Raw genomic sequence first — 22,257 nt, forward strand, 5'->3', positions numbered from 1 at the left:
TCTCGTAGGAGGCCGTACTTTTCATGCCCGAATCCATAGAACCCGCAGGCAGCGGGGAATTGGAGCCGGTTCGCGTCCCGGACCCGCAATTGGAGGGGATCGAGGCGAGCGTCCGACGGCTCATGGAGCAGTCGGCTCAGCAGGCCCAACAGCTCGACCATCTCGCGTCCTCGCCGGCGCCGGGCGGATCGCCGTTCGCGGCCTTCGGCATGCCGGGGTTCGGTGGGCCTGCTCCCGCCGCTCCGCCAGAGCCCCGCCCGATCCTGGAGCTGGACGGAGAGGAGCGCGAGGACGAACTCGACGCGCTCAGCGACTGGGTCGACGACTTCTTCCTCCCGGTCTACGGAGCGGAGGTCACCACCGCGGCGCCCTGGTGCCTGCAATGGCAGGAGCACGACGACGTCGTGGCCTGGCTCCACGCCCTGTGGCTCGCCTACCAGCAGCACAAGGACTCCGAAGTCGGATTGAGCGGTCTGTTCGTGTGGCACCGGGACTTCCTCACCCACGCCGTTGCGGCGATCCGCGCGCCGGGTGGCCCGCTGTCGGCCTGCATGACATCTCCCGACCGGCCCGCGCACCGTCTTCTGCCCGGCCCGCCGCCGTCCGTACGGACGGAGACGGCGTCCACGGCGGAAGCCGCCGGCGCCGCCGAGCCGGACGAGCCGACGTCATGAACGCGGGAGTGGGACAGCCCGCCTTCGGACTGAGCTTCGACCCCCGAGCGCTGACCGATCTCCTCCAGGCCCCCAGCGATATCCGCGACCTCACCCTCGCTTACCTGCAGGAAGTCGTGAACGCACAGCGCTTCGGACTGCGCCTCGACGGCGACCTGGAGGGCTATCGAAAGCTTTTCGTGGACTCCCGGAAGGACTGGCGCGTCGTCTACGGCGTCCGTCCGGCACCCGCGGAGTCCGCACATCAGAAGGAGATCCACGTCGTCGCCGTCCGGCCGCGCGCGGGCAACGACGTCTACGACGAGGTCGGCCGCCGCCTGGGGATGACCCGCCGGCCGCTGAGCGCCCGCACCCACGCGGCCCGCTCCCGTTCCCCGCAGCTGACCACCCGCACTCCCGCGCCCCGGTCCGGTCCGCCGCCCACCGCACTGCCGGGTCTGCCCCGTCCCGCACACAACCCCGCGCACCACCACACCCGCTGACGCACGGAGCGTCGCCTATGCCCCCTGAACCCGCGCCGCTACCAGCCCGGCGTGCGGTGTCCCCGCTCGACCATCGCCTCGAAGCCGTGACCGGCCACGACATTGACACCCTGTGGTCCTACCGCGACCGCGGCGTCCTCGACGAGCCCCACGCCCACCTGGTCGACCGGCACCGCGAACTGGCCAAGACCCAGACCGGCGTCACCTTCTACCTCCGCCTCCTCCACCGCCTGTCCAGCGGCGAGTTCGACGTCGACGACGCCCTGTTCACCCGCATCGACCGCACCGTGGACCAGCTGGACGAGGCCAGAGACCAGCGTGACGCCGCTGCCCGGAAGGTCCTCGCCGCGCTGAAGCCGATCGAGGCCGCTGCCGCGGCCTCGACGCCCCGCGCGCAGCAGCTCTCGACGGACGACCAGGCCGCGCTGCTCGCCATCGCCGGCGGCGCCAAGCTCTACGAACACCTTCTAACCGGCCGGATGTCCGTGACCGCGGCCTCCGGCACCCGCATTCCTCACGCCAAGCTCCAGCGGCTGGAGGATGCCGGCCTGGTCGTCCGGGACACCGGCCACCCCGTGCACGCCGGCCAGCCGGTCACCCTCACCGACACCGGACGGGCCGCACTGTTCGCCGCCCGGCGGACCCCCACGACCCAGCCATCCAAGCTCCCGGCCCGCCCCGGCGCGTCGCCGTCCACCCCGGCACAGCGGCGCTGAACTCCACCGAAAGGCCCTTGTTGCCTCCCACCGAACCGGCGTCCCGGAAGTCCATCCCCCAGGTCGACTTCGAGCTGGACGACTTCGACGCCGACGAGGAGATGTACCGCGACTTCTACCGCAAGGTCGCCGTCCGCGAGGACATGCTCGTCCCCCTCGCCGAACACCACACCCCCGACGGCGCGCACAGCTACTACGTCCTGTTCGACCGCACCGCCACCTGGGGACACCCCGGTATGCCGCAGGTCCTCGCCGTTCATCTGCAACGGGACCGTGAGCAGCGGACGTTCGCCTTCGAGCAGGCCCCCCTGCCGCTGCCCGCGATGGCGCAGTCCTGGCTCATCCACCGCGGCTGCCCGCACGACGCCATCGGCCTAAACCCCGAGTTCGGCCCGCAGCCGGCGGACGAGGCGACACGTGCACTGGAACGACGCCTCGCGGGCGACGGCGACCACTACGCCATGGGCTACTCCTACACCTGCGACGACCCCGACGACATGGTGACCGTCGTGGCACTGCGCGCCCTGGACGAGCGAGCCCCTTCGCCGTTCCGCGTCATCGTCGAAGAGGTCGACACCGGCGCCTGGACGCGCACGCTTCGAGAGGGCGGCTTCGCCACGGTCGAGGACGCCTTGCAGTGGTGCGACGACCGGATTGCCGGCGAGGCCGACTCTCTGCCACCGGTCCGCCTGGCAGCCGCCGGCAGCCGCTCAGTCGGTGTGGCGAAGTCCCCTGCTCCGCGCCCGCCCGGCCGGGCTCGCTGAGCCCCGCCGCCGCCTACGGCGGCGCAACATAGCCGACGATCGCCGGTTAGCCAAACCGGCGATTCTCCGGACTCTTATACAGCCGCCGGGACAACACCCGCGGTGCCTTCCACGCAATCCCTATGCCTTCACGGAGGTTTCTTTCGCATGCGCTCCACCCGAATTGCCATATCCGCAGCGATGCTCGGCGCGCTCGCGCTGCCGGTACTCTCCGCCACCACCGCCAACGCGGCACCCGCTGCCGTCTCCGCGGCCCCGGCGAGCAGCTGCTCGTCCAAGCCGCCGCTGCCGTACGCGGTGCACACCAAGGCTGTGACCATCCGGTCCAAGGCCAGCTCGAAGTCCACCGCGCTCGGCGTGCTCTACAGCAGCCACAAGTTCAGCGTGGCCAGGAAGAGCGGCAACTGGCTCTACATCACGGACAAGACGACCGGCGTCAAGGGCTGGGTCTCCGGCACGTACGTCTACCGCGACGTCCGAATGTGCCTCGACTGACAGGCCCCAATAGGCGGCCCGAAAGCAGTTGAGTCGCCGAGCACGGCTGCCTCTCGTATTCCTCCAGGCATCGGCCTTTCCAGAACAGGAGTTCCCCTTTTGTCCGACGGCATATTCGATGACGCTGAGGATGTCGTCGGCGTGCTCACCGAACGGATCGAAGCGCGCTTCGGCATGGACATGGACCAGTTGAAGGCCGCGGTCACCGCCGCGCCGCTGGCGAATCCTGACGCCACCGATGTCGTCAAGTGGCACGGCCTCCTCGTCGAGGCCCAATCCGTGCTCGACCACGCGGAGGACGACCTCCTCGCCGCGCTGGAAACCCAACCCAGCGAGGTCGACGACCCGACGATGGGTCTCGCCCACCGCGTGAACGCGGCCGTCACTGCCCGCGACGGCCGGGCCCTGGTCGTCCGGTGGCTCCTCGACCCGGACGCTCCGGGTAAGAAGGACCTCGCCGCCGAACGGCTCGCCCGCCTTCGCCCTCGAACTGGTCCGGCGGTGCAGACCAGCGCTCCTCACCGACCCGCGGGTACACCCGTGCCGGCGACGGCGGGGCGGGCGGGAAGGGCTGTTCGATGAGCCCGGTCAAGGCCAGCACTATGGACGCCGACCTGCAGAAGGTCTTCGGCGGTACGGTTCCTGATCTGCACGAGGCAGCTGTCGGCCACGATGCCTCTCCGGCCCTCGCCCGTGCCCTGGAATTGCGTTCGTTCCTGGCTCTGACCGAGGAGCAGGTGGCCCTTGTTCGCGATCGCGTGCACGCGGACATGGACCCGGACCGCGACATGGGCGAGCTGTCGGCGGACAAGCTCCGCTTCGACGCGCAGTGGCTGGAGGCAGCGCTCGATGCCCGCGACGGTTACCGCGCGGCCCTCGGCGAACTGCTACGCACGATGCCCCCGCCCGACCAGCAGGCCCGGCCCGTCCGCATGAAGCAGCTCAAGGCCACCGCCACCCTGCCTCCGTCTGCCGCCCCGGCACCACCGCGTGCCGGGGCGGCGCGGGCCCGCCGACCCTGAAAGCCCCGCTTGCCCCTCACGTCCACCGAGATTGCCGGACGGATCGAGGACCTGTACGGCGCACCGCTCGCCGACCTCACCGCCTACGCCGAGGGCCAGCCGCCCGGCATGCTCTCCGCCCTGCTCGGCATGCACCACGACCTCGCGCTCGCCGAGCGCAGCATCGACTTCCACCGCGACCACCTCGCCCGGCTCATCCTCCCCGAGCGGCAGATCGGTCGGCACGAGGTCGCCCACCTTCTCGACGGTGCGCGACGGCTCGCCGAAGCCGTCGCCGTCCGCGACGTCCAGGCCAAGTCGGTCGCCGCCGTCCTGCAAAGCCTCGCCCGTGCCCCGGCCCCAGCGCCGTCCCCGCCGGCACCGTCACCGCCGCTACCGGCTCCGCCCATCCCGGTGCAGAGCCCGGCGCACAGCCGCTGACCGCAGGCAGTTCCCCCCTCATCCACCCAGGAGTTCCTCCCTTGGCCATCACCGCTCTGCCACCTGACACCGACATCGACATCGCCCGGGTCACCGAAGTCCTCGCCATGATCACCCCACGCTGGAACGTGAGGATCTTGCTGGCACTCTCCGGCCCGCCACTGCGCTATAGCGAGTTGGCGGCCAAGGTGTCCTGGCTGCAGAACGGCCAGCTCCACCCCAAGCTCCAGTCGCTGTGCAACGCCGGTCTCGTCGAGCGCACCGAACACACCGCACGCCACGTGACCTACGGCCACACCGAGCGTGGTGCTGCCCTGCTGCCGGTCCTGCCGATGATCGTCACCTGGGCCGAAGAACATCTGGAAACGGCGGACTGCCCGCTGCCCGCGATCGAGCAGATCGAGGACAGCCTCACCCTGCTCACCCGGCGGCACGCCGCTGCCATCCTGTGGGTACTGAAGTCGCGCAAGGAGGTCAGCGGCCGGGCGCTGGCCCGGATCGTGATGCCCAACAGCGACTGGACCAACGTGTACCCGCCGCTGCGGCAGCTCGTGGCCGACGGCCTGGTCGACACCGAAGGCGCCGGCCAGCCGTACCGGCTGTCCGCTGCAGGCGACGGCCTGGGCCCAGTTCTCGGCGCCTTGTCCGCGTGGTCCGCCGGGCAGCCCCTCGACCAGGCGGCCCACCACCCGGTCTGGGGGCACCCGCTGGCGAAGCCCGCGTCGAGGCCGTGGGTCAGCAGCCAGTCCCGCCCGGAGCCCGCGGCGATATCCCCAACCCGGACAGGCGAATCCGCTCCGGCCTGGCAGAACCGCGATCTCTTCTCCCATGCCACGACCGCCCGCCCGAAGGCGGCCGTCCCGGCGGGAGGCCCGCGCCGATGACCACCCTCTTCACCACCGCCGAAGTACGCAATGCGGTCGATCTACTGGCCTCTCGCTCCTTGATTCGCCTGGTCACCGAGATCGACGACAACGGGGCGATACCGCCACGACGCTTGGCCGACACCCTCGCCGACCTCTCCACCCATCAACTGCGGCACGCGACCGAAACAGCCCGCGCTCGCGGCCTCGTCCGGACCGCGCCCGGCACCGGCCTGGAACTCACAGACGCTGGGTCGGAGTTGGCCGACCTGTACGACACGGCTGCGCGCTGGTCGAGACGCCACGCCTCCCCGTCACCGGTCTGCGAGTTCAGCAACCGCGTCCACCACGTCCTCGACCTGCTGACGCCCTCGCTCGCGACCGAGGGCGCCGACAGCCTCGCACGGTTGTCCGCCCGGGGCCTACCCGGCGCGGAGGCCGAGGAAGACCTGGCCCGGCTCTGTGCCCTCCTGCTCCAGTGGCTGGCCGCGAACCCGCAGGTCACCGCCCTTTCCGATCCCGAGCCGGTCGCGTGAGCGTAGCGGTCACACCCCGGCACGCGCGCCACTCCGCCGGGCTGATGCGCAGCATCTACCTGCCGCGCACGGCGGACGCCCTCGCGTTCGCGATGTCCACCTACGGCATCCCATTGCTGGTCCTGGCCACCACGCGCTCCGCCGCGCTGACGGGCGCCGCGTTCGCCCTGGAGTGGATCCCGCGCCTGGCGGCGTTCGGGTGGGCCGGATCGGTCGTCGACCGGCGCGGGGCATCCGTGGTCTTCCACCTCGCCTCCCTGGGACGCGCTTTGGTTCTCGCCGTCGGCGCGGTCCTTCTCCATCTCCACCCGTCCGGCGCCGTGGCGAGCGTGACCGTGATGGTGCTCGCGGCGGCCACCGGCGTGCTCACCGAGTGCAGTTACATCGCGGCCGAGACCGCGGGCGCCGCCGCCGGCCGCCGGGCAGGTGCACGCGCTCACCGTGTCCAGGCGGTGCTGCTCGGTATCGACCAGACCGCGACGCTGGCCGGCCCGGCGCTCGCCGGGCTGCTCCTGCTCGCCGGGCCGCCGCCGATGCTCGCGGTGATCACCGTGCTTTCGCTGCTTGCCGCGCTGCTCGCTCTGCGCACACCCCCCTCGCCAGTCGCCCCGGCCCGCGCGCCGAAGGGGCGGCCCGGCGCCGGCCTCCTCACCGGGTGGCACACCATCCGCTCGCTGCCCGCACTCGGTTGGCTCGTGGCCGGACTGACTCTGTCCAACCTGGCCACCGGGCTCCTCCAGGCGGCCGGTCCGGTGATCGTCGTCGCGCACTTCGGGCGGTCCACCACTGCCGTCGGCCTGGTCTGGTCCGCAGCCGCCGGCGCAACACTCCTCAGCGTCACGCTCTGCCGGTTCGCACTGGACCGCCTGGGCCTGTGGCCGGTCGGCGCCACCTGCGCAGCCCTCGCCTCGCTCGTCTGTCTCGCCGCCGCCCAGGCCCCCGACTACCTGTGCTACCTGGTCCTGGTCGCGGTCCTCATGGCGGCAGACGGCGGCATGACGGTGGTCCTGCGCACCCTGCGCTCCCGCCTGATCCCCCCAGAGAAGTTCGGCAGCACCCTGTCGGCGACCATCCTCATCCTCCTGCTGCCCTTCCCCGTCGCCGGCGTACTCACCGCGCTTACCCCGCCCGACGAACTAGGCCACGTCATCACCGCCTGCGCCGCCCTGCAGGCCCTCGGCCTCTTCTGCGCCTTCGCCCGCCTGCGCACCGATCCCGCCCTGCGCACCTGACCCTGCTGCGCCCCCAGCCTGTGGAGAACCTCATGCCCCCCACCGTCCTCGGGATGAACCGCGCCAGCGGTCGCACCATCACCGAGCAGTTCAACGCCTTCGACGCGCACAACCCGCACGTCTACCGCGCCCTGGAACGCATGGCCGCCCGCCGCTTGGCCGCCGGCGCCACGCGGGTCAGCCTCAAGGACCTCTTCGAGGACCTACGCCGCCAACTCCCGTACGGAGTCGCCGGGCTGAACAACAACTTCACCGCCCTCTACGCCCGCCGCCTGATCGACGACCACCCCCACTGGGCCAGCGTGTTCGAACTGCGTCGCCGCCGCGCCGCCTGACCATCCCTCCCTTCCATCGCTTCCGCGCCTTGTTCGGCCGGACGAAGGCCGCCTGCCGGGCCGCCTCGTGAGTGACCCCCGCAGTCTGCGGGCTGCGCGAGCAGCCTCGGCCCGAAGTCGCACCACGCCGCCGGCCGCGCGTCGGCTGCTCGCTGAGCAGCCGTCCTCTGCCGCTGCAGTCCGCCGCCTCATGCCCACCGCATTGCCGCCCTCCGACCCCAAGGAGCTTGCTCTTGTCCGATCGTCCCGTCGCCTTGATCGTTGCCGCGGCCGACATGGAGGCCGAGGCGTACCGCGGGTACTGCCTTCAGTCCGTGGCCGCCGCGTATGACGTTGTTTTGATCACTGGCGAAGAGCCGTCGTGGGAGGTGCCGTACCTGCGGGACTACGTGGTCGTGTCCGATCCGACCGACCAGGCGGAGCTGTCCGCGGCCGGCCGGGCCCTGGCCGAACGGTATGACCTGGCCGGGGTCTTCACCTGGACCGAGTGGTACCTCGTCCCCGTGGCCCGCCTTGCACGCCAGCTCGGCCTGCGCACCACCACCCCGGAGGCCATGCAGGCGTGCCGCAACAAGGCCACGTCGCGTGCGCTGTTCGCACGGCACGGCGTGCCGTCGGCTGCTTCGGTGAGCGTGCGCACCCTGGCCGAGGCCGTGGCGGCGGCCCAGCAGATCGGCTACCCGCTCGTGCTGAAGCCCGCCGCGCACGCGGCCAGTATCGGCGTGATCCGTGCTGACACCCCCGAACAGCTCACCGCTGCCTTCGCGTTCGCCGACCAGACGGCCGGGCTCGGGCAGGAGTCCACCAGCGTGCTCGTGGAGGAGTATCTCGACGGGCCCGAGGTGTCGGTCGAGTGCGTCACCTACCGCGGCGAGACCACCGTGGTCGCGGTCACCCGCAAGACGGTCAGCGCCCCGCCCTTCTTCGAGGAACTGGCCCATTGCGTGGACGCCGCCGACCCGCTGCTGGACGTGGTGACCCCCGTGGCGCGGGCCGCGATCCGCGCTCTGGGGATCACCGACGGCGTCTGCCATGTCGAGATGCGGCTGGTCGACGGCCGGCCACGGCTCGTCGAGGTCAACGGCCGGATCGCCGGCGACATGATCGGCCACCTCGTGCGACTCGCCACGGGCATCGACCTGCCGCGCGCCGCCGCCGACATCGCCTGCGGCCGGGCCCCCGACCTCACCCCCACCCGGTCCTCGTCCGCCGCGATCCAGCTGCTCTACCCGGACACCTCCGGCACCCTGCTCCACCTCGGCTTCGACAGCGTCAACCCGGACTGGCTGGACCGCGTGCACTTCCAGCACCAGGTTGGCGACCAGCTGCTTCTCCCGGCCGACGGCGGCAACATGTGGACCGCGCGGATCGGCTACCTGATCACCACCGCGCCCACTGCGGACCTCGCACAGGCCCGCGCCGAGGAAACGGTCCGCCGCATCCAGGTCCGCGTCGAGCCCCGCCCGGCCCACGAGCCTGTTGCCGGTGGGCGCCCCGCATGAGCCGCACCGACGCTTCCCTCCGGCGCGGCCGTGCCCTGCTGACCGGCTACTTCCTCGGCCTGGGCGTGGTAATGGCTCTCTGGGGCGCCCGGATGCCGGCCGTCCAGAACGCCGCCCACCTCACCACCGGCAGCCTCTCCCTCGTCCTGCTCGCCGCCGCTGTCGGCATGGTCGCCGGACTGCAGGCCGGCGGCCGGCTCGCCCGGCCCGAACGCCTTCCCGCGCTCCTGATCGGCGGAGCTGTCGCACTGGCAGCAGCACTCGCCCTGTTGGGGAAATGCCGGACTCTGGCATCGCTGCTCGCAGCGGCGCTGGCCTTTGGCGCCGCGCACGGTGTCCTGGACGTCGCCGCCAACACCGGGGCGGTCCGCTGTCAGACCGCCTACGGCAAGCCCATCATGTCGTCCCTGCACGCCGCGTACTCGATCGGTGCGCTGGGCGGCGCCGCCCTGGCCGCCGCCACCGCCGGCACCGCCCACAGCGCTCTGTTCCTGGCGGTCGGCGCTGCGCTGACGGCGAGCGTGCTCGTGGCCGGGCCGCGCACCCTCACGCTGAGCGGCGCCGACCCCGAGACCTTCGACCCCCAGGGGACCGATCGGGACCGGGCGCCGGGGAGGGTATGGCTGCTGGGGGTGCTGGCGGCTGCCAGCCTGATGGGGGAGGGAGCGGCAGCCGACTGGGCCGCCGTGCATGTGCACGCCCTGCACGCCAATACGGCTGTTGCCGCGAGTGCCTTCGCCCTTTACAGCACCGGCATGGCGATCGGCCGGCTGACCGGCGACCGGCTCACGACCCGCTTCGGTGCCCCTGCCGTGGTCCGCGTCGGCGCGGTGCTCGCCGCAGCCGGACTGGCCACCGGCGTCCTGGCCGACATCGTGCCTGCGGCGCTGGCCGGCTGGGCCGTGTTCGGGCTCGGCCTGTCCGGCACCGTCCCCTCCCTGATCACCGCCGCCGGGAGCCACGGGCCGAGGGCCGTCGCCACGGTTTCCGTCACCGGCTACCTCGGCCTGCTCGCCGGCCCCGCCCTCATCGGCGCCCTCGCCAGTATCACCACCCTGCCCACAGCCCTGCTGCTGCCCGCCCTCCTCGCAGCCGCTCTCGCCACCTTCGCCCGTCGCGCTCTGGAGAACACTGCCCCTTGACCCGCCCCACCAGACTCGATGCCGTCATCCTCGACTACAACGGCGTCATCGGACTTCAGCCCACCCGCGCCCACTGGCTTCGACTGGCCCACACCGCCTCCTGGCCCGAAGCCGATCTCGCAGGCTTCCAACGGGCCTTCTGGAACGCCCGCGACCTCTACGACGCCGGCCAGCTCAGCGACCTGGCGTACTGGGCGCGCGTCCTTGGCGCCCACCCCGGCTCCCGCCTGCTGCGCGAACTCCTTGCCGCGGACACGGCCATGTGGACCGAGACCGACGAGAGCGTCCTGGCTGTCCTCCGCCGCGCTCACGCCACCGGACTGCGCATGGTGCTGCTGTCCAACGCACCCGCCCATCTCAGTACCGTGCTCGACACCCACGGGTGGCGACGCTTGATGACCCAGGCGCTGTACTCAGCCCGACTGCAGGTGTGCAAGCCCGACCCGGCCGCCTACCACCACGCCCTGCGAGCATCCGGAGTTCGCGATCCACGACGCGTTCTGTTCGTGGACGACCGCGCCGACAACTGCCAGGCCGCCGCCCGCCTGGGCCTGCGGACGCTGCACTACACCGGCTCCAGCAAGGCCCTCCAAGAAGCACTGGCGCTCGCTGCCTGACCCGCCTTCACCCTTCAGGAACCTGTGACCTCTCACGACGACCTGCGCACGATTGACGGAGACGTCTTCGTCTCCCCGCGCCACCTCGCCTCTACCACCGGAATCGGCGACCCAGCTCTCGCCCCGCTCATCGACCTCGGCTGGGACCTCCATCACGACGACCTCGGCAACGCCTACGTCAACGCCCCCGACCGCAAGATCCGCCTGGGCTACCTCCCTGAGGGCGAGGACGACGGGCTCTGGCGCATCAACGCCTACCGCGATCCGTTCGGGCCACCGACCTGGGGCGTCTGTTTCAACGACCGCGTCCCTACCGAATTCGTCCAGGCGTTCACCACCGCCCTCGTCACGGCGTACCAGCAGGGTCCGGACGCCTACCTCGCCCGGCCGGTCTCCGGGACCGACGAGCACGACCCCTTCCTCGCCGTCGTACCCCTGCTGAAACAGGGTTGGGAGATCGACCGCCCGCGCTGGGGCGTCTTCGCCATCCAGGCCCCGGACGGACTCGCCGGCCTGGAGTTCACCACCGGCGACATCGACCCGGAAGCCGAACTGACCACGCGCGACGCCCGCTGGCAGCTGTGGGCGGGCAACTCCATCGACCGGCCCGTCTGGTACGCCACGGCCAGCACCGACACCCCCGTCGCCCTGCTCGCCGCCGTCACCCAGTGCGTCGCCGACCCGGCTCCACTGCCCCGGTGGCGCGAGGAGACCTTCAGCTACATCAAAGGCATGGCTGAGCTGACCCCGATTCTCCCGCCCGGACCGCCGGCCCCAACCCCGCTTGACGTGCGGCGGGCTGCCGCCTCCCGGCGCCCTGCAGCGCTGCCCGCAGCCAGCGTTCCGCGCTGGAGCACCACCAGCCGACCGGCCCTGCCAGGCCCCCGCCGGTAGAACCAGCCCGTCTAACCGGAGGACCCCCTTGTCCCTGCGAGCCCCCGAGTTCTTCGCCGAACTCCGCCTTCCCTTCCCCAGCGGAACTGCCGTGGGCAACACCTACTACGCCACCCCCATCGCGGACGCACCGCTACGTCTGCAGATCAGCTTCACAGACACGATGTACAGGAACACGTACGGCGGTCTGCGTCTGACCGTGATGCACGTGGACCGAGGAAAGATCGACGCCGTAGCACTCAGCTTCGCCGACCACGGCACCTTCCACCGCCGTAAGGGAGCCCTGCACCACCGCAACATGCCGGACACCTTCAACATCACGCTCGCCAAGCCGGGCCAGCCCCCATGGGAGGGCGCCGACACCACGGGACTGCGCGACGCCATCCAGAGGTACGCAGCCGTCTGGTTCCCCGGCGCCTGGACCGAGTCCGCGCCGAGCCGCGCCGCAGGCCGGACCGCGCACCCGGCTCCCACCCTGCCGGCCGCACGCAGCGGCACCCGCGCACGTTGAGCTGCGCCACCCCGCCAGCCCCGGCGTTCGCACTCTCCCAGCAGGAGCCCCGCCCGCGATGACCCACTCCTTCGAGAACCTCGACCCGGCCCAGAGCGTGAAGGTCCTGCCCCGTCACCTCGCCGGCCCCGGGGCGGCTGACCCCCGAACCGTGTGGGCCTTCCCCTTCGACGAGGGCTGGCCGTTCGCCCAGACCGACGCAGGCACGGCCGCCGCGTTCAGCCCGTGCCTGCGACTACAGACCACCTTCGACCCCCAGCCCGAAAAGCCCGGCAGCGGCACGTGGACCGTCAATGCCCACCGGGCCCCGTTCACCGAGCCGACCTGGCAGATCACCTTCGACGCCACCACTCCCGCCGAGCTGCTGCACGATGTCCACACCGAGTTGCTCGACCTCTACCTCGAAGACCGGCACAGCGACCAGGACCGGCTGTTCCAAGACGAGACGGCGCCGCACGAGGTGTACGCGCCATTGCTCACCCGCGGTTGGAGCCACGCCGTCAAGACCGACGGCACACAGACCTTCCTCACCCCGGAGGGACTCGGAGGTATACGCCACCGCTACGCCACCAGCGGCTCCAGCGGGCCAGCCTGGCGGGCCTGGGGCGGGTACCCCAGCGAGCCGCACTGGAGGGCACGCTTCTCGTTCGGCACTCCCACCACGCTCATCGCGGCCTTCACCGCCTCGCTCATCTCCACTGAAGCGCTGCAGCGCACCGTCCAGGATGTCCCTGCCCAGACCCGCCGCGCCCTCTACGTCGCTACTCCGGCAGCCAAGCAGCCGCAGGGCACCACGCATGTCGCCCCAGCGCCTCCTGCGCCGGTCCCTGGTCGGACCCGATGACCTTCCCCGCCCCCTGCCTCAAGGAGTCCTCTTCCTCGTGCACGCACGCCTCGTCCGATCCGCTGCTGTCGCCGTCGCGGTGACCGGCCCCTTCATCTGGTCGCCGACCGCGAGCGCCCAGCCCTCCGAACCGACCCCCTTGGCTTCTGCCGCTCCCGCCGAGACAGCGGCCCCGGACGGGGGCAGCGTTGAGATCACCAGCAAGGACACGGCCGGGGATGTGCTTCCCGGTGCCGCGTTCCTGCTGCTCGACTCCGCCGGCGCAGAGGCCGGACGTGGGAAGACCGACGCACAAGGGAAGTTGTCCTTCCCAGACCTTGCGCCGGGTGTCTACCGGCTCAAGCAGACGGCGTCCGACGCGCTCCACGAGGTCGTCGCCGATCAGGACGTCATTGTCACGCCGGGCGCGACCACCCGGCTGACCGTCACCGATCCGTTCAAGGCCGCCAAGGTCCGCCTGCAGGCCAAGGACGACAAGACCGGCGAGCTTCTGCCCGGAGCGACCGTGAACATCGGCACCGGCACCTCGACGCTGCTCACCCTGACCACAGGAGCCAGGGGCACGGCCTCCGGAGAGTTGCCCGTGTCGAGCCGGAAGACGCAGTTCTGGGTCAAGGAGATCAAGGCCCCCGCCGGCTACGACCTCTACAAGCCGACCAATACGTTCACCGCTGGTCCCGGCGCCCCGGTGACCGTGACCGTCACCAACGCCAAGACCGCCACCGACCCGAAGCCCGACCCCTCGGACAAGCCGACGCACAAGCCCACCGACCACCCGTCCAGTTCGGGCGAGCCGAGCAGCGGTACCGGTGGGTCCACGCCCTCCGCGCCGGGCAGCGACACATCGGATCTCGACTCCTCCACCGCTGCCGCAACCCCGGTAGGCAACTCCACACCGAAGGCGCCGACGGGCTCCCTCGCCCACACCGGAGCTGACGGCATCCCGTGGCTGATCGGCGGCGCGGCAGTGCTGATCGCTGCCGGCGGAGGTGCCCTCATCGTCGCCCGCCGACGGCGCACGGACGGCTCCACCGACAACGGCTCCGCCGAGAAATAACCCCAACTGCCCCACCGCGCATAGCCCCCGCAATCCGCCGAGGATTCCGGGGGCTATGTCGTCGGTAGTTGCAGGAACGGACAGGTGAGTCCTTGTGCAGGTTGGCCGTCGGGTCGATCTACCGGCTTCGGAAGATCACCGCCAGCAGTCGCTCCGCCCGCACCCTGACCTCTGGTTCGGGGTGCGACAGGGCTACGGCGAACAGCACCGTCAGCAAGGCAAGAAACGGACTGGAGAAGGTCGCGAACAGCGTGGCGTGGTCCATGCGGAGACAGTACAAGATGTGATCTTATGCACTAATTTACCCATTGAAGGGGGTTAGGTAAGTTATACGCGTCAGCATCAAGAGGTGCGCTGGTCAGGTGCGTTGAGGCATCCCGGCTGCCGGTGACGCTTCTTCGTGGCCACTTCTGTTCAACTGTGACGGACGTCACTCGAAACTGAAGGGTGGGTCGACCCCTGCTGCTCTCGCGGCGAGGCACGCACTGTGAAGTACGGAGCGCCTCTTCCCGGGGTGTCTCGCGCTGCGGTGCGACCGCCCAACATGTCACGCAACCAAGGACGTTCACCGTCAGGGGTGGATTCGCTGTCCCGTTCGGGCCGCGGGGCGCCGAACACCAGCGCGAGAGCGTAGGGGTGCGGCACACTGCCACCGAACCAGCGTTCTCGCACGCAGAGGAGTCGTTCCCGTAGCCGAGTCGATCGTCGTGCCCGACCAGTGGAGTGGGAGCTGCCAGTGCGGCGACCATGTGTACGAGGCGTTCGGCATCCCCGATGACCCCCACCTGTGCTCGTGCGAGCACTGCACGCGGCTGTCCGGTTCGCCGGCGATGGCATGGGTTGGGTTCCACAAGGACGCCCTGAAGTGGACGGGCCCGGCAGGAGCGCCGACCTACTTCTCCACTTGGCCGACTCTGCACCGAGGATCCTGCCAGCGCTGCCGCACCCAGCTCACCTCCGTCGCAGACGGCTCGGACACGATCATGGTCACGATCTTCAGCCTCACCCGCAGCGCCGAACTGGCCCCGGTCGGACACAGCTACCGCGAAGCAGCGGCGCCCTGGATGACCATCACGCTCGCGCCCGACCCGCAACGCCGCACGTGACGGTATGCGGCTAGCCTCCACGCATGACTCACGCGTTCTGCATGTGAGCCAGGCCCGCCAGGGCCGCGCGCCGCAGTGGACTGTCATCGCCCCACCGTCGGAAGGCCCACCGCATGTCCGGGCTCGCCAGCAGATCGGTGTCTTCCGGTGCGTCTGGCAGTTCGATGCGGGAGATGGATATGAACCCCTGCTGCTGCCACTCGATCAGCCTTGCCCGCACGGGGCGGGGGATGTAGCGGTCGAGGCCGTCGAACGCGGCGATCATGTCGTGACGCTCGGCCCGGCCAGCGGTCGGATCCGCGGCGATCCCGTGCAGCACGGCAAGGGCCTGGGTGAGCGTGTGGCCCCGCTGCCACAGGGGGAGCATCACCGTTCCCTCGGCCTCAAGCTGCTCGCGCGCGGAATTCTCGAACTGGAACTGCAGCCCGCGGGAAGTGCCCGCGAGCGCGCGGCGAAGCGGCGTAGGGATTGCCACGCCCGGAGAGCAGGGACTGGACGACGACCTTGGTCCATCCGCTCGTCACGCTCGAAACGCACCGCCACGTCGACGTCGTGCGGCTCCAGGGCGCCACGCGCGAAACTCCCGAAGAGCCAGACCTCCTGCACCAGGGCCAACGGCCAACTGGTGTCCCCGTCGAGCCGGCGAATCATCTGTTCAACCAGTTCCACGGCCCGAGCCCGCTTCACATCCGTCTCCTTCGCACAGGCGCCAGGGTAGACACGGCACTGACCGTGGGAGGGCTACAGCAGTTCGGCGTACGCCCCGCCATTGAGGATCCCGAACTCGACCCGGCACGGGAACATCGACGGGTGTCCGGCCTGCCGGTGAGCCAGGTGCGTGGCCACCACCGTGCTCGCCCATTCCCGCAGCGACTGCGGGAGCCGGTAGAGCTTGTGGTCGGTGCAACGCACATACGCGGGTTCCGCCCCGGTGATCAGGCCGGCGCCGTCGATGCCGACGGCTGCCACGTCCAGGACCAGGCCCGTCTCTTGCTCGGAGGCAATGACCGGCAGCTCCAGCACGTCGGCCGCCGCGACGGCGCGCCTGTGCTCCGCCGCCTCCTCCGCGGTGATGACCCTGTTGGGAATGCCGGACCCCTCGCGCCGCGGCCTGTTCTTCTTCGTCCGCCCCACCGTCTACACCCCCTGCCGCTCGCCGAGCAGCGACGCCAAGCCCAGCCCCGCATCCGAGGCAGCCACCACTCTGTCGATGGTGCCCCTGGACATTTCCTCAGCCGTCCGGCGTCGGGTGTGATCGACGAAGGACTCCAGCATGCCGATGGGGCGCCAGATCCGCTCAGGCATCGCGTGACACCTCTCGTACGACTATGTGCCCGACGACCCTAGGCCCAGGTGTCAGCTCACCGCCGAGCTTTCACGCAAGGTCCCACGATTGTGCGTTTGGCCTGCTGCGCGACGAAGACGTGCTCGGTTTCGTACCCTCCGAGGACATCGACCGCATCAGTGACGGCCGGCCGTAACCTCTCAGGTTCCCTCCGCGAGGAACTGCCGGGCGCCGCGCAGGGAGGTTCTTAGCTCGCGCTGGCTCGCGCGGCAGTCAAGACGGATGTCGAGTCCGCCAGGAATTCCCGCCTCGCTGCGCAGCCCTGTCTTCAGCCGGGAGGCGTCGAGCCCGTCGCGACGCGCGATGAGGACACCGAGTTCGTGACGGCTGAGGGCATCGGCTCCCGCCAGGTGGCGCACGCCGCGGGCATCGGAGGCAGCCAATTCCAGGAGAGCGGCGGCCAGATCTCCTACATGGACGGGGCAGCGGACGTCGTCCGTGAAGAGCACTCCGTCCCGCCTGCCCGACACCAGGTCGTGCACCGTCCGCACGTGCTCGGAACGCTGGTCGCCGATGATCAGCGAAGTGCGGGCAATGACGGCGCCCGGGTTCACGAGGCCGACACCGGTCTCGGCCGCGGCCTTTGCCGCGCCGTAGGGGGTGACAGGATCGGGCAGTCGCGACTCGTCGTAGCTGACGCTGGAACCGGAGAACACCGCGTCACTCGACACATGGACCAGCCGGCACCCGTACCGCGCAGCAGCCAATGCCAGCCGGACTGGCCCCTCCGCCGTCACCGCCCAGTCGGGCCCGCCACTCGTGGTGTTGATGATGACGCGCGGTTTCGTCTCCGCCACCACGGCCTCCACACGCCCTGCATCCCTCATATCAAGGGCACGCCAGGCGGCGCGCGGGGCAGATCCGGGGCGGGTAGCGAACGTCGCGGCCGTCACGTGTCCCGCCTCTGACGCCTGGCGGACCAGCTCGTTGCCGAGGAACCCGCTGCCGCCAACGATCAAGACCGTCATGCCGGGACACGATATGGGACTCGCGGACTCACTCGCGGGAAGTTCGGCGAGAGCAGCGCATCCGGCAGGCAGCCGGGCAACCGGCCGACAACGGTCCGGTCAGCCCGCACGGCGATGTGCTGCGCCACCCCGTCCACACATCAAACCCAGGTCCCCCCGGCGGCCGGCGGCTCGTGGTCGGCCGGGGAAGTCACGCCAGGTCGATGCCCAGCTCGGTGTCCGGTCTGCAGAATGTGCACGCAGTAATGGTGGGGTCGGTGAGGGCGGCCCGCGCCTCATCAGCCCTGATCGGGTGCGGTGTTCCCTCGAACATGGTGCAGTCGGCCAGGTGGATGAAGGCGGGCTCCGGGCCGTGTGTGGTGCGCTTCTGCTGCACGACGTACCCGGCCCTCGCGGGCGGAGGAGTGAACGCCGGCAACGGTCCTGCGCCTTTCACCTTGCGCCCCGGCCGCTGCTGCTGCGGCGGCCGTTCGGCGCGTCCGAGCGCAGCGAGAACAGCCTCCCGCTGGAGCCGAAGGTAGGTGGCGACCGTTTCGTTGTCAGCGATCTCCTCGGCGAGGTGCGCGAGGATGACCCGGAGCCGACGGGGGTCGGGCGGCAGCGGCGGGCTAGGAGGAGGTTCGGACACGGCGCTCACCGTGCAGCGCTGCCCAGGCCGCTGACCGCCGACCCTGCCAGTAAGGGTGGAACAGTACCTGCGACGACAGGCGGATCAGTCGTCTGCGCAGCGCGGTCCGAGGACACGCAGCGAGTTGCCCGTAGGCGGCGTGCCACTCCTCCTGTGCTCGCGCGAGGTCGTCGGGAATCGATCGCATGACCGAATCCAATCATGTGTTCGATTTTCGATGCGACCCGGTAGAGTCCCGGCCGCCCCCCTGGGTGTGACTGAGCGCGCCACTTGGCCACTGCGCGTGTTGGGTGGCCGCGGCGGCACTCATTTCCGCGCCTAGCCGGGCGCTGCGCCGGACGGGCCTGGTGACCGGGGGTCATGGGCAGCCGATGGTTTCCGCCCTGAGGGTCAAGGCGTACCCGTCCGGAGCATAAGAAGTACGGGCCTCGACGGGCGCCGTTCTGCTGTTCGGAGCGGTGGCAGCGCTGCGACGGACACGCCAGCCGGATTCGGGGCGACGACGTAGCCGCTCCTGTGGAGCGCCGGACCGGCGGGCGCGTCCCTCGCGCGATTCGCCGCGCGTGGCCGGACACTGCGGTCGGCCGACGCACGGCTGCAGAGTGGGCTGGGCGGTCCGATGGACGTCATAGAGAGAACTTTTACTATGCGAGATGCGATTTTCGTCTAGCGAGAACTCCGAATTGCTTGAGGTTGAGGTGAGGCGTTTCCATCGCGTCAGCCAGCGGCCTCTCCTAGGCCCTAATTGGCAAGCGTTCCACGCAATGCACCGATAGGACCGGCGCCACTGTGGTTACAGACACGGGGTGAAGCAACCCTCGCCTTGCCCAGTTGCACGGTCGTGGGCGAAGCGGTGCACTGGAACTGGGTGGCTACTGCGCGAGCGTTCCCACCTTCCTGTGAGGCTGGAGTCCTGATGGCATATCACGACGTGGGCATAGTCGGCGGTGGATGTGCTGGGCTATTCCTGGCAAGGGAATTGGCGGTACGGGGCTGCGACTGCATTGTAATTGAAAAAGACCCAGCGGCTGCACATGCATCTACTCGAAACCAGGGATGGCTGCAGAGTGGATCATTTTATGCGGCGGTGGACGACGCAGCTGCGGCTAGAGGGTGCCGCGAAGGCTTTGACTACATCACTGAGACCTACCCTGACGCTATCTTGCGGGAGGTAGAGAGCTACTTCCTTTTTAGAAGTCAACAAGGTCTCACGGGAACATTGGAGCGCTGTCGAAGAGAGGGGATCCCGATTAACGCAATAGGAGAGAAGGAAATCCGGAAAATTCAGGACGAGAATCCCATCCTTCACGGGACCCCGCTGGATTATATGGCCCAGGTGTATGACCGGCCATTCGATACACGTCACCTGCTCCAGACTGTCGCGGATGAGGTCGCATCGTGCAGGGTCGAGCCTATGGAGATTGCCAGTCTAGACAGTATCACTGCTTCGCCCAAAAACCATGAGTGGATCGTTAATGTTGGCAATCGTAGTGCCATAGGATGCAGGATTCTTGTCCTCGCTTGCGGGGCCTACATCCCTGAACTGCTTGAGAGGATTACCCCTGAAATTCCCCTGGCAGTCGAGATAACTAAAACGCCGGTTTTGGTGCTCCAGGGTCATCAAATATGCAGGTATGCGATCATGATGCCGTTGGAACCTGGCGGACTTAACCTCGTACCCTTCAAGCCCATCGAGGATGTTGCGGGAGTTAGCGTCTGCCTGTCCCGCACGGACTATCCGATAGATCGTGCAGGAAACGATTTCTTGCCCCCGAAGACACCGGAAGCTTTTGCCGCTTCGCTAGAGGCCCACCTGCCGGGAATTAGGGAAGTTGTCCAAGCGTCGTCGAGGCGGGTGGAAGCCCATTTCTACACTTGCCAAAAACTCAAGGAAAAGCTCAATGGTTCATCGCGCGGGCCACTGGCTCAATATTACGAAGATTGGCGACTCGGAGTCTTTTATCCGGGGAAATTTACCTCTTCCCCGATTGCGGCCAGCCGCTTCGCAGATGACCTGTGCAAGCAGTTCGGAAAGAAAACCGTTGCGGGGTCTGGTGGTGAACCTCTGCGCGTGGCGCGACAACGCTATTACGACCAAGCGGATCACCGGGTTGAGGTCACTGGTGGAGGGGTGAGGTTCCAGCTGGGGAGGGGGGTGGCTGAGTAGACATGTAAGTCACCAGGGGTCCGGGGATGTGGCCGTTTCCCGAAGCAGGTAGTAATCTTCAAGTGCCGATGAGATGTGTCGCTTGATTTCGTCGAGCCCAATAACGTGGGGGCCGGAGCCCTCTGTAGAAAGGCCCCTGGAGAACTGCAGGATACTCACTGAATCCTCCACCACTAGCGCGGCAGCCTCTTCGATTCGTTTCCGAGCCTCCTCAGAAACCGGGGAGAAGTCAGTGGGGGGATCGCCATGCTGAATTCGTCCGGGGATGTATGTAGCGAGCGCGTAACGAAAAGCGCAGACTAGGCCATTCTCCATGCCTGCCTCTGGATTCAATCCGCTCTCCGGAAGCCACGGATAGGATTTTCTCTGGTTGTAAGCCGCAAGGAATCGGCTGAGGACCCCGCTGTGCGCCTTTGATGCCACTATCTCACGAAGGGCTTCATCTACTGCCACAACAAATTCCTTCGGAGCGGTAGGCTTTTCGTATCCCAATCTGGACACTTCGGTCTCCTCTGCTCTGCGCTGTGGCGACATGCAACTCCTTCTCACGGTACGGAGTGAACACTCACCCCGCATGCGTTGTGACTCATTGTGTTCGAGCGGCCACGTGGTGACATTTCGTGGCTAAATTACGTGGACGCTAAGACTCCGGACAAGGCGTGCGCTGCGTAATACCGCCCACACTCACCTTCCAGCGCTACCAAACGTGGCCTGCGGCCGTCCCGTAATGATCTCTGATGCACTTGCTGCCCTGCTCGGTTGATGATCAGACGGTGATCATGAAGTTGCGCAGGCGTGCATACGGGCGGCCGTCTTCTCTTTCCGCCCTACATCACAGGCTGGAACCGAGTGGGATAGTTGGTATGCCTACGGCGGTCCCTATCTGTGGCCAACTCCGATGCCGAGGGTGGCCAGATGAGGCACTCAGTCACACTGGGAGCATGGGCGTTTCGACGCGGATCGGCGGGAGGCGCGGATGGGCCTTGACGAGCTGCTGCAGCAGGCGATGCGAGTGCATGACCTGTACGACCGGCTGAACCTGGATGAACGGGGCCGGGGGTGGACACGGGAAGAGTTCATGCTCGGCTTCGCGGGTGACGTCGGCGATCTGGCCAAACTGGTCATGGCCGAAGAGGGAGCGCGGGACATGCCGGGCGGGCGAGCGGCACTGGAACATGAACTCGCGGACTGCCTGTGGTCGGTGCTCATCTTGGCCCACCGATATGGCGTCGATCTGGAGACTGCCTTTCGCCGCACGATGGCGGAACTGGAGACGGCGATCAGCGCCCGGCTCCCCGGCGATGAGAGCTCTGCGTGACCGCGAGGCCCTTCGACCGCCGGCGCGCGATCAAGGACTGGTGAACTGACGGAGCGGGAGTCCGTGGATCTCGATGCCTACGCCGCCAGGGCCCGGACCGGCCCCTGCTTCATCTGTGCGTACCTGGACGGACACCCTGACTACCAGCACGAGACGATCTAGGAACACGATGCGCATGTCGCATTCCTGGACCGGTGGCCCACCGTCCCCGGCAAAGCCCTCGTCGCCCCGAAGGCACACATCGAGCACATTGCCCGGGACCTGGACGAAGCCGCGTTCAGCAGCCTCATGCTCGTCGTCCACAGAGTCGCGCTCGCCGTGGAGGAAGTCTTCCGCCCAGAACGGACCTACCTGCTGTCGCTGGGAAGCCAGCAGGGCAACGCACACGTGCACTGGCACATCGCTGGGCTGCCGCCCGGCGTCCCGTACGAGCGTCAACAATTTCACGCCCTCATGACCGAGAACGGCGTACTGGCCCCGACCCCTGAGCAGAGCGCGGACATGGCGAAGCGTCTGCGTACGTCCATCACGGCCGGCCGAGACCGTCCCTGTGACCAGAGGCTGGAGCGGGATGAGCCCGGACCGGGATGCGTGCCCCCTGCCGCCGGATGACTCTGGA

General features: G+C 68.9%; 30 protein-coding genes and 1 pseudogene. 23 read left to right on the forward strand and 8 right to left on the reverse strand.

All coding sequences use genetic code 11. The features are described 5' to 3' along the window. The first annotated feature begins 122 nt into the window (after positions 1–122). From QFZ64_RS28420 to QFZ64_RS28510, 19 genes are all read left to right on the forward strand, one after another. A complete protein-coding gene (locus QFZ64_RS28420; RefSeq protein WP_307071900.1) occupies positions 123–674 on the forward strand; it encodes a DUF4913 domain-containing protein in 552 nt (183 codons plus the stop codon). Further along, on the forward strand, positions 671–1,156 hold the full coding sequence (locus tag QFZ64_RS28425; protein ID WP_307070373.1) for a hypothetical protein: 486 nt from the start codon (positions 671–673) through the stop codon (positions 1,154–1,156). Before QFZ64_RS28420 ends, QFZ64_RS28425 begins: the two co-directional genes overlap by 4 nt. 17 nt (positions 1,157–1,173) lie before the next feature. Next, positions 1,174–1,872, forward strand: a complete 699-nt coding sequence (locus QFZ64_RS28430; protein ID WP_307070374.1) for a hypothetical protein — start codon at positions 1,174–1,176, stop codon at positions 1,870–1,872. A 17-nt stretch (positions 1,873–1,889) separates the two neighbouring features. Further along, positions 1,890–2,636 carry a hypothetical protein gene (locus tag QFZ64_RS28435; protein WP_307070375.1) on the forward strand — a complete coding sequence of 249 codons (747 nt, stop codon included), beginning with the start codon at positions 1,890–1,892 and terminating at the stop codon, positions 2,634–2,636. A 147-nt stretch (positions 2,637–2,783) separates the two neighbouring features. Continuing rightward, on the forward strand, positions 2,784–3,131 hold the full coding sequence (locus QFZ64_RS28440; protein WP_245726839.1) for an SH3 domain-containing protein: 348 nt from the start codon (positions 2,784–2,786) through the stop codon (positions 3,129–3,131). Between the two features lie 99 nt (positions 3,132–3,230). Next, positions 3,231–3,713: a hypothetical protein gene (locus QFZ64_RS28445; RefSeq protein WP_307070376.1), complete on the forward strand. Its 483-nt coding sequence runs from the start codon at positions 3,231–3,233 to the stop codon at positions 3,711–3,713. Beyond that, positions 3,710–4,153, forward strand: a complete 444-nt coding sequence (locus QFZ64_RS28450; RefSeq protein WP_148007396.1) for a hypothetical protein — start codon at positions 3,710–3,712, stop codon at positions 4,151–4,153. Before QFZ64_RS28445 ends, QFZ64_RS28450 begins: the two co-directional genes overlap by 4 nt. 9 nt (positions 4,154–4,162) lie before the next feature. After that, complete coding sequence (locus QFZ64_RS28455; RefSeq protein ID WP_307070377.1) at positions 4,163–4,573, forward strand: hypothetical protein; 411 nt, start codon at positions 4,163–4,165, stop codon at positions 4,571–4,573. A 41-nt stretch (positions 4,574–4,614) separates the two neighbouring features. Further along, positions 4,615–5,457 carry a winged helix-turn-helix transcriptional regulator gene (locus QFZ64_RS28460; RefSeq protein WP_148007397.1) on the forward strand — a complete coding sequence of 281 codons (843 nt, stop codon included), beginning with the start codon at positions 4,615–4,617 and terminating at the stop codon, positions 5,455–5,457. Then, positions 5,454–5,972 (forward strand): regulator, encoded by a 519-nt coding sequence (locus tag QFZ64_RS28465; protein ID WP_148007398.1) that lies wholly within the window; start codon positions 5,454–5,456, stop codon positions 5,970–5,972. Before QFZ64_RS28460 ends, QFZ64_RS28465 begins: the two co-directional genes overlap by 4 nt. Next, positions 5,969–7,204: an MFS transporter gene (locus QFZ64_RS28470; protein ID WP_148007399.1), complete on the forward strand. Its 1,236-nt coding sequence runs from the start codon at positions 5,969–5,971 to the stop codon at positions 7,202–7,204. The genes QFZ64_RS28465 and QFZ64_RS28470 overlap by 4 nt, the downstream gene beginning before the upstream one ends. Positions 7,205–7,236: 32 nt before the next feature. Then, complete coding sequence (locus tag QFZ64_RS28475) at positions 7,237–7,539, forward strand: hypothetical protein (protein WP_148007400.1); 303 nt, start codon at positions 7,237–7,239, stop codon at positions 7,537–7,539. A 275-nt stretch (positions 7,540–7,814) separates the two neighbouring features. After that, complete coding sequence (locus tag QFZ64_RS28480) at positions 7,815–9,041, forward strand: ATP-grasp domain-containing protein (protein WP_307071901.1); 1,227 nt, start codon at positions 7,815–7,817, stop codon at positions 9,039–9,041. Further along, positions 9,038–10,183 (forward strand): MFS transporter, encoded by a 1,146-nt coding sequence (locus tag QFZ64_RS28485; protein ID WP_307070378.1) that lies wholly within the window; start codon positions 9,038–9,040, stop codon positions 10,181–10,183. The genes QFZ64_RS28480 and QFZ64_RS28485 overlap by 4 nt, the downstream gene beginning before the upstream one ends. Continuing rightward, positions 10,180–10,800: an HAD family phosphatase gene (locus QFZ64_RS28490; RefSeq protein WP_307070379.1), complete on the forward strand. Its 621-nt coding sequence runs from the start codon at positions 10,180–10,182 to the stop codon at positions 10,798–10,800. Before QFZ64_RS28485 ends, QFZ64_RS28490 begins: the two co-directional genes overlap by 4 nt. A gap of 24 nt (positions 10,801–10,824) precedes the next feature. Beyond that, positions 10,825–11,694 carry a DUF317 domain-containing protein gene (locus QFZ64_RS28495; RefSeq protein WP_307070380.1) on the forward strand — a complete coding sequence of 290 codons (870 nt, stop codon included), beginning with the start codon at positions 10,825–10,827 and terminating at the stop codon, positions 11,692–11,694. Positions 11,695–11,722: 28 nt separating this feature from the next. Then, a complete protein-coding gene (locus QFZ64_RS28500; RefSeq protein ID WP_148007404.1) occupies positions 11,723–12,205 on the forward strand; it encodes a hypothetical protein in 483 nt (160 codons plus the stop codon). A gap of 58 nt (positions 12,206–12,263) precedes the next feature. After that, positions 12,264–13,049 carry a DUF317 domain-containing protein gene (locus tag QFZ64_RS28505; protein ID WP_148007405.1) on the forward strand — a complete coding sequence of 262 codons (786 nt, stop codon included), beginning with the start codon at positions 12,264–12,266 and terminating at the stop codon, positions 13,047–13,049. Positions 13,050–13,086: 37 nt separating this feature from the next. Then, positions 13,087–14,106 carry a SpaA isopeptide-forming pilin-related protein gene (locus QFZ64_RS28510; RefSeq protein WP_148007406.1) on the forward strand — a complete coding sequence of 340 codons (1,020 nt, stop codon included), beginning with the start codon at positions 13,087–13,089 and terminating at the stop codon, positions 14,104–14,106. Between the two features lie 118 nt (positions 14,107–14,224). Here the strand turns inward: QFZ64_RS28510 and QFZ64_RS28515 are convergent, their stop codons facing one another. After that, positions 14,225–14,371: a hypothetical protein gene (locus tag QFZ64_RS28515; protein ID WP_187285482.1), complete on the reverse strand. Its 147-nt coding sequence runs from the start codon at positions 14,369–14,371 to the stop codon at positions 14,225–14,227. Positions 14,372–14,855: 484 nt separating this feature from the next. Between QFZ64_RS28515 and QFZ64_RS28520 the strand changes: the two genes are divergently transcribed. Then, a complete protein-coding gene (locus QFZ64_RS28520) occupies positions 14,856–15,212 on the forward strand; it encodes a GFA family protein (protein WP_261994389.1) in 357 nt (118 codons plus the stop codon). 28 nt (positions 15,213–15,240) lie between these two features. Here QFZ64_RS28520 and QFZ64_RS28525 read toward each other — a convergent pair whose 3' ends face one another. From QFZ64_RS28525 to QFZ64_RS28550, 6 genes are all read right to left on the reverse strand, one after another. After that, entirely contained in the window at positions 15,241–15,687 is a 447-nt protein-coding gene (locus tag QFZ64_RS28525; RefSeq protein WP_307071983.1) for a hypothetical protein, read from the reverse strand. After that, positions 15,579–15,863, reverse strand: a complete 285-nt coding sequence (locus tag QFZ64_RS28530) for a nucleotidyltransferase domain-containing protein (protein ID WP_307071902.1) — start codon at positions 15,861–15,863, stop codon at positions 15,579–15,581. Before QFZ64_RS28530 ends, QFZ64_RS28525 begins: the two co-directional genes overlap by 109 nt. A 90-nt stretch (positions 15,864–15,953) precedes the next feature. After that, positions 15,954–16,346: a hypothetical protein gene (locus QFZ64_RS28535; RefSeq protein ID WP_307070381.1), complete on the reverse strand. Its 393-nt coding sequence runs from the start codon at positions 16,344–16,346 to the stop codon at positions 15,954–15,956. Positions 16,347–16,349: 3 nt separating this feature from the next. Then, on the reverse strand, positions 16,350–16,517 hold the full coding sequence (locus tag QFZ64_RS28540) for a hypothetical protein (RefSeq protein ID WP_187285483.1): 168 nt from the start codon (positions 16,515–16,517) through the stop codon (positions 16,350–16,352). A 180-nt stretch (positions 16,518–16,697) separates the two neighbouring features. Next, a complete protein-coding gene (locus tag QFZ64_RS28545; RefSeq protein WP_148007409.1) occupies positions 16,698–17,525 on the reverse strand; it encodes a sugar nucleotide-binding protein in 828 nt (275 codons plus the stop codon). Between the two features lie 190 nt (positions 17,526–17,715). Then, positions 17,716–18,153, reverse strand: coding sequence for a DUF6233 domain-containing protein (locus QFZ64_RS28550; RefSeq protein ID WP_307070382.1), 438 nt, complete (start codon positions 18,151–18,153; stop codon positions 17,716–17,718). Between the two features lie 916 nt (positions 18,154–19,069). Here QFZ64_RS28550 and QFZ64_RS28555 point away from each other — a divergent pair. Next, on the forward strand, positions 19,070–20,320 hold the full coding sequence (locus QFZ64_RS28555) for an FAD-dependent oxidoreductase (RefSeq protein WP_307070383.1): 1,251 nt from the start codon (positions 19,070–19,072) through the stop codon (positions 20,318–20,320). Positions 20,321–20,329: 9 nt separating this feature from the next. Here the strand turns inward: QFZ64_RS28555 and QFZ64_RS28560 are convergent, their stop codons facing one another. Next, positions 20,330–20,854, reverse strand: a complete 525-nt coding sequence (locus QFZ64_RS28560) for a hypothetical protein (protein WP_148007411.1) — start codon at positions 20,852–20,854, stop codon at positions 20,330–20,332. Between the two features lie 442 nt (positions 20,855–21,296). Here QFZ64_RS28560 and QFZ64_RS28565 point away from each other — a divergent pair, with 442 nt between their 5' ends. Further along, positions 21,297–21,638 (forward strand): MazG nucleotide pyrophosphohydrolase domain-containing protein, encoded by a 342-nt coding sequence (locus tag QFZ64_RS28565; protein WP_307070384.1) that lies wholly within the window; start codon positions 21,297–21,299, stop codon positions 21,636–21,638. Positions 21,639–21,815: 177 nt separating this feature from the next. Then, positions 21,816–22,250, forward strand: a pseudogene (locus QFZ64_RS28570) (HIT family protein); the annotation flags it as partial. Positions 22,251–22,257 lie beyond the last annotated feature (7 nt).

This window comes from Streptomyces sp. B3I8 (genome assembly GCF_030816915.1).
Classification (GTDB): domain Bacteria; phylum Actinomycetota; class Actinomycetes; order Streptomycetales; family Streptomycetaceae; genus Streptomyces.

What these genes read in the sequence shown, in the direction of transcription:
- QFZ64_RS28485 (WP_307070378.1), top strand. Translation starts at nt 9,038, where the DNA reads ATGAGCCGCACCGACGCTTCCCTCCGGCGCGGCCGTGCCCTGCTGACC.
- QFZ64_RS28530 (WP_307071902.1), bottom strand. Translation starts at nt 15,863, where the DNA reads ATGATTCGCCGGCTCGACGGGGACACCAGTTGGCCGTTGGCCCTGGTG.
- QFZ64_RS28560 (WP_148007411.1), bottom strand. Translation starts at nt 20,854, where the DNA reads ATGTCGCCACAGCGCAGAGCAGAGGAGACCGAAGTGTCCAGATTGGGA.
- QFZ64_RS28420 (WP_307071900.1), top strand. Translation starts at nt 123, where the DNA reads ATGGAGCAGTCGGCTCAGCAGGCCCAACAGCTCGACCATCTCGCGTCC.
- QFZ64_RS28540 (WP_187285483.1), bottom strand. Translation starts at nt 16,517, where the DNA reads ATGCCTGAGCGGATCTGGCGCCCCATCGGCATGCTGGAGTCCTTCGTC.
- QFZ64_RS28505 (WP_148007405.1), top strand. Translation starts at nt 12,264, where the DNA reads ATGACCCACTCCTTCGAGAACCTCGACCCGGCCCAGAGCGTGAAGGTC.
- QFZ64_RS28465 (WP_148007398.1), top strand. Translation starts at nt 5,454, where the DNA reads ATGACCACCCTCTTCACCACCGCCGAAGTACGCAATGCGGTCGATCTA.
- QFZ64_RS28430 (WP_307070374.1), top strand. Translation starts at nt 1,174, where the DNA reads ATGCCCCCTGAACCCGCGCCGCTACCAGCCCGGCGTGCGGTGTCCCCG.
- QFZ64_RS28475 (WP_148007400.1), top strand. Translation starts at nt 7,237, where the DNA reads ATGCCCCCCACCGTCCTCGGGATGAACCGCGCCAGCGGTCGCACCATC.
- QFZ64_RS28515 (WP_187285482.1), bottom strand. Translation starts at nt 14,371, where the DNA reads ATGGACCACGCCACGCTGTTCGCGACCTTCTCCAGTCCGTTTCTTGCC.
- QFZ64_RS28545 (WP_148007409.1), bottom strand. Translation starts at nt 17,525, where the DNA reads ATGACGGTCTTGATCGTTGGCGGCAGCGGGTTCCTCGGCAACGAGCTG.
- QFZ64_RS28480 (WP_307071901.1), top strand. Translation starts at nt 7,815, where the DNA reads ATGGAGGCCGAGGCGTACCGCGGGTACTGCCTTCAGTCCGTGGCCGCC.
- QFZ64_RS28565 (WP_307070384.1), top strand. Translation starts at nt 21,297, where the DNA reads ATGGGCCTTGACGAGCTGCTGCAGCAGGCGATGCGAGTGCATGACCTG.
- QFZ64_RS28450 (WP_148007396.1), top strand. Translation starts at nt 3,710, where the DNA reads ATGAGCCCGGTCAAGGCCAGCACTATGGACGCCGACCTGCAGAAGGTC.
- QFZ64_RS28555 (WP_307070383.1), top strand. Translation starts at nt 19,070, where the DNA reads ATGGCATATCACGACGTGGGCATAGTCGGCGGTGGATGTGCTGGGCTA.
- QFZ64_RS28425 (WP_307070373.1), top strand. Translation starts at nt 671, where the DNA reads ATGAACGCGGGAGTGGGACAGCCCGCCTTCGGACTGAGCTTCGACCCC.
- QFZ64_RS28440 (WP_245726839.1), top strand. Translation starts at nt 2,784, where the DNA reads ATGCGCTCCACCCGAATTGCCATATCCGCAGCGATGCTCGGCGCGCTC.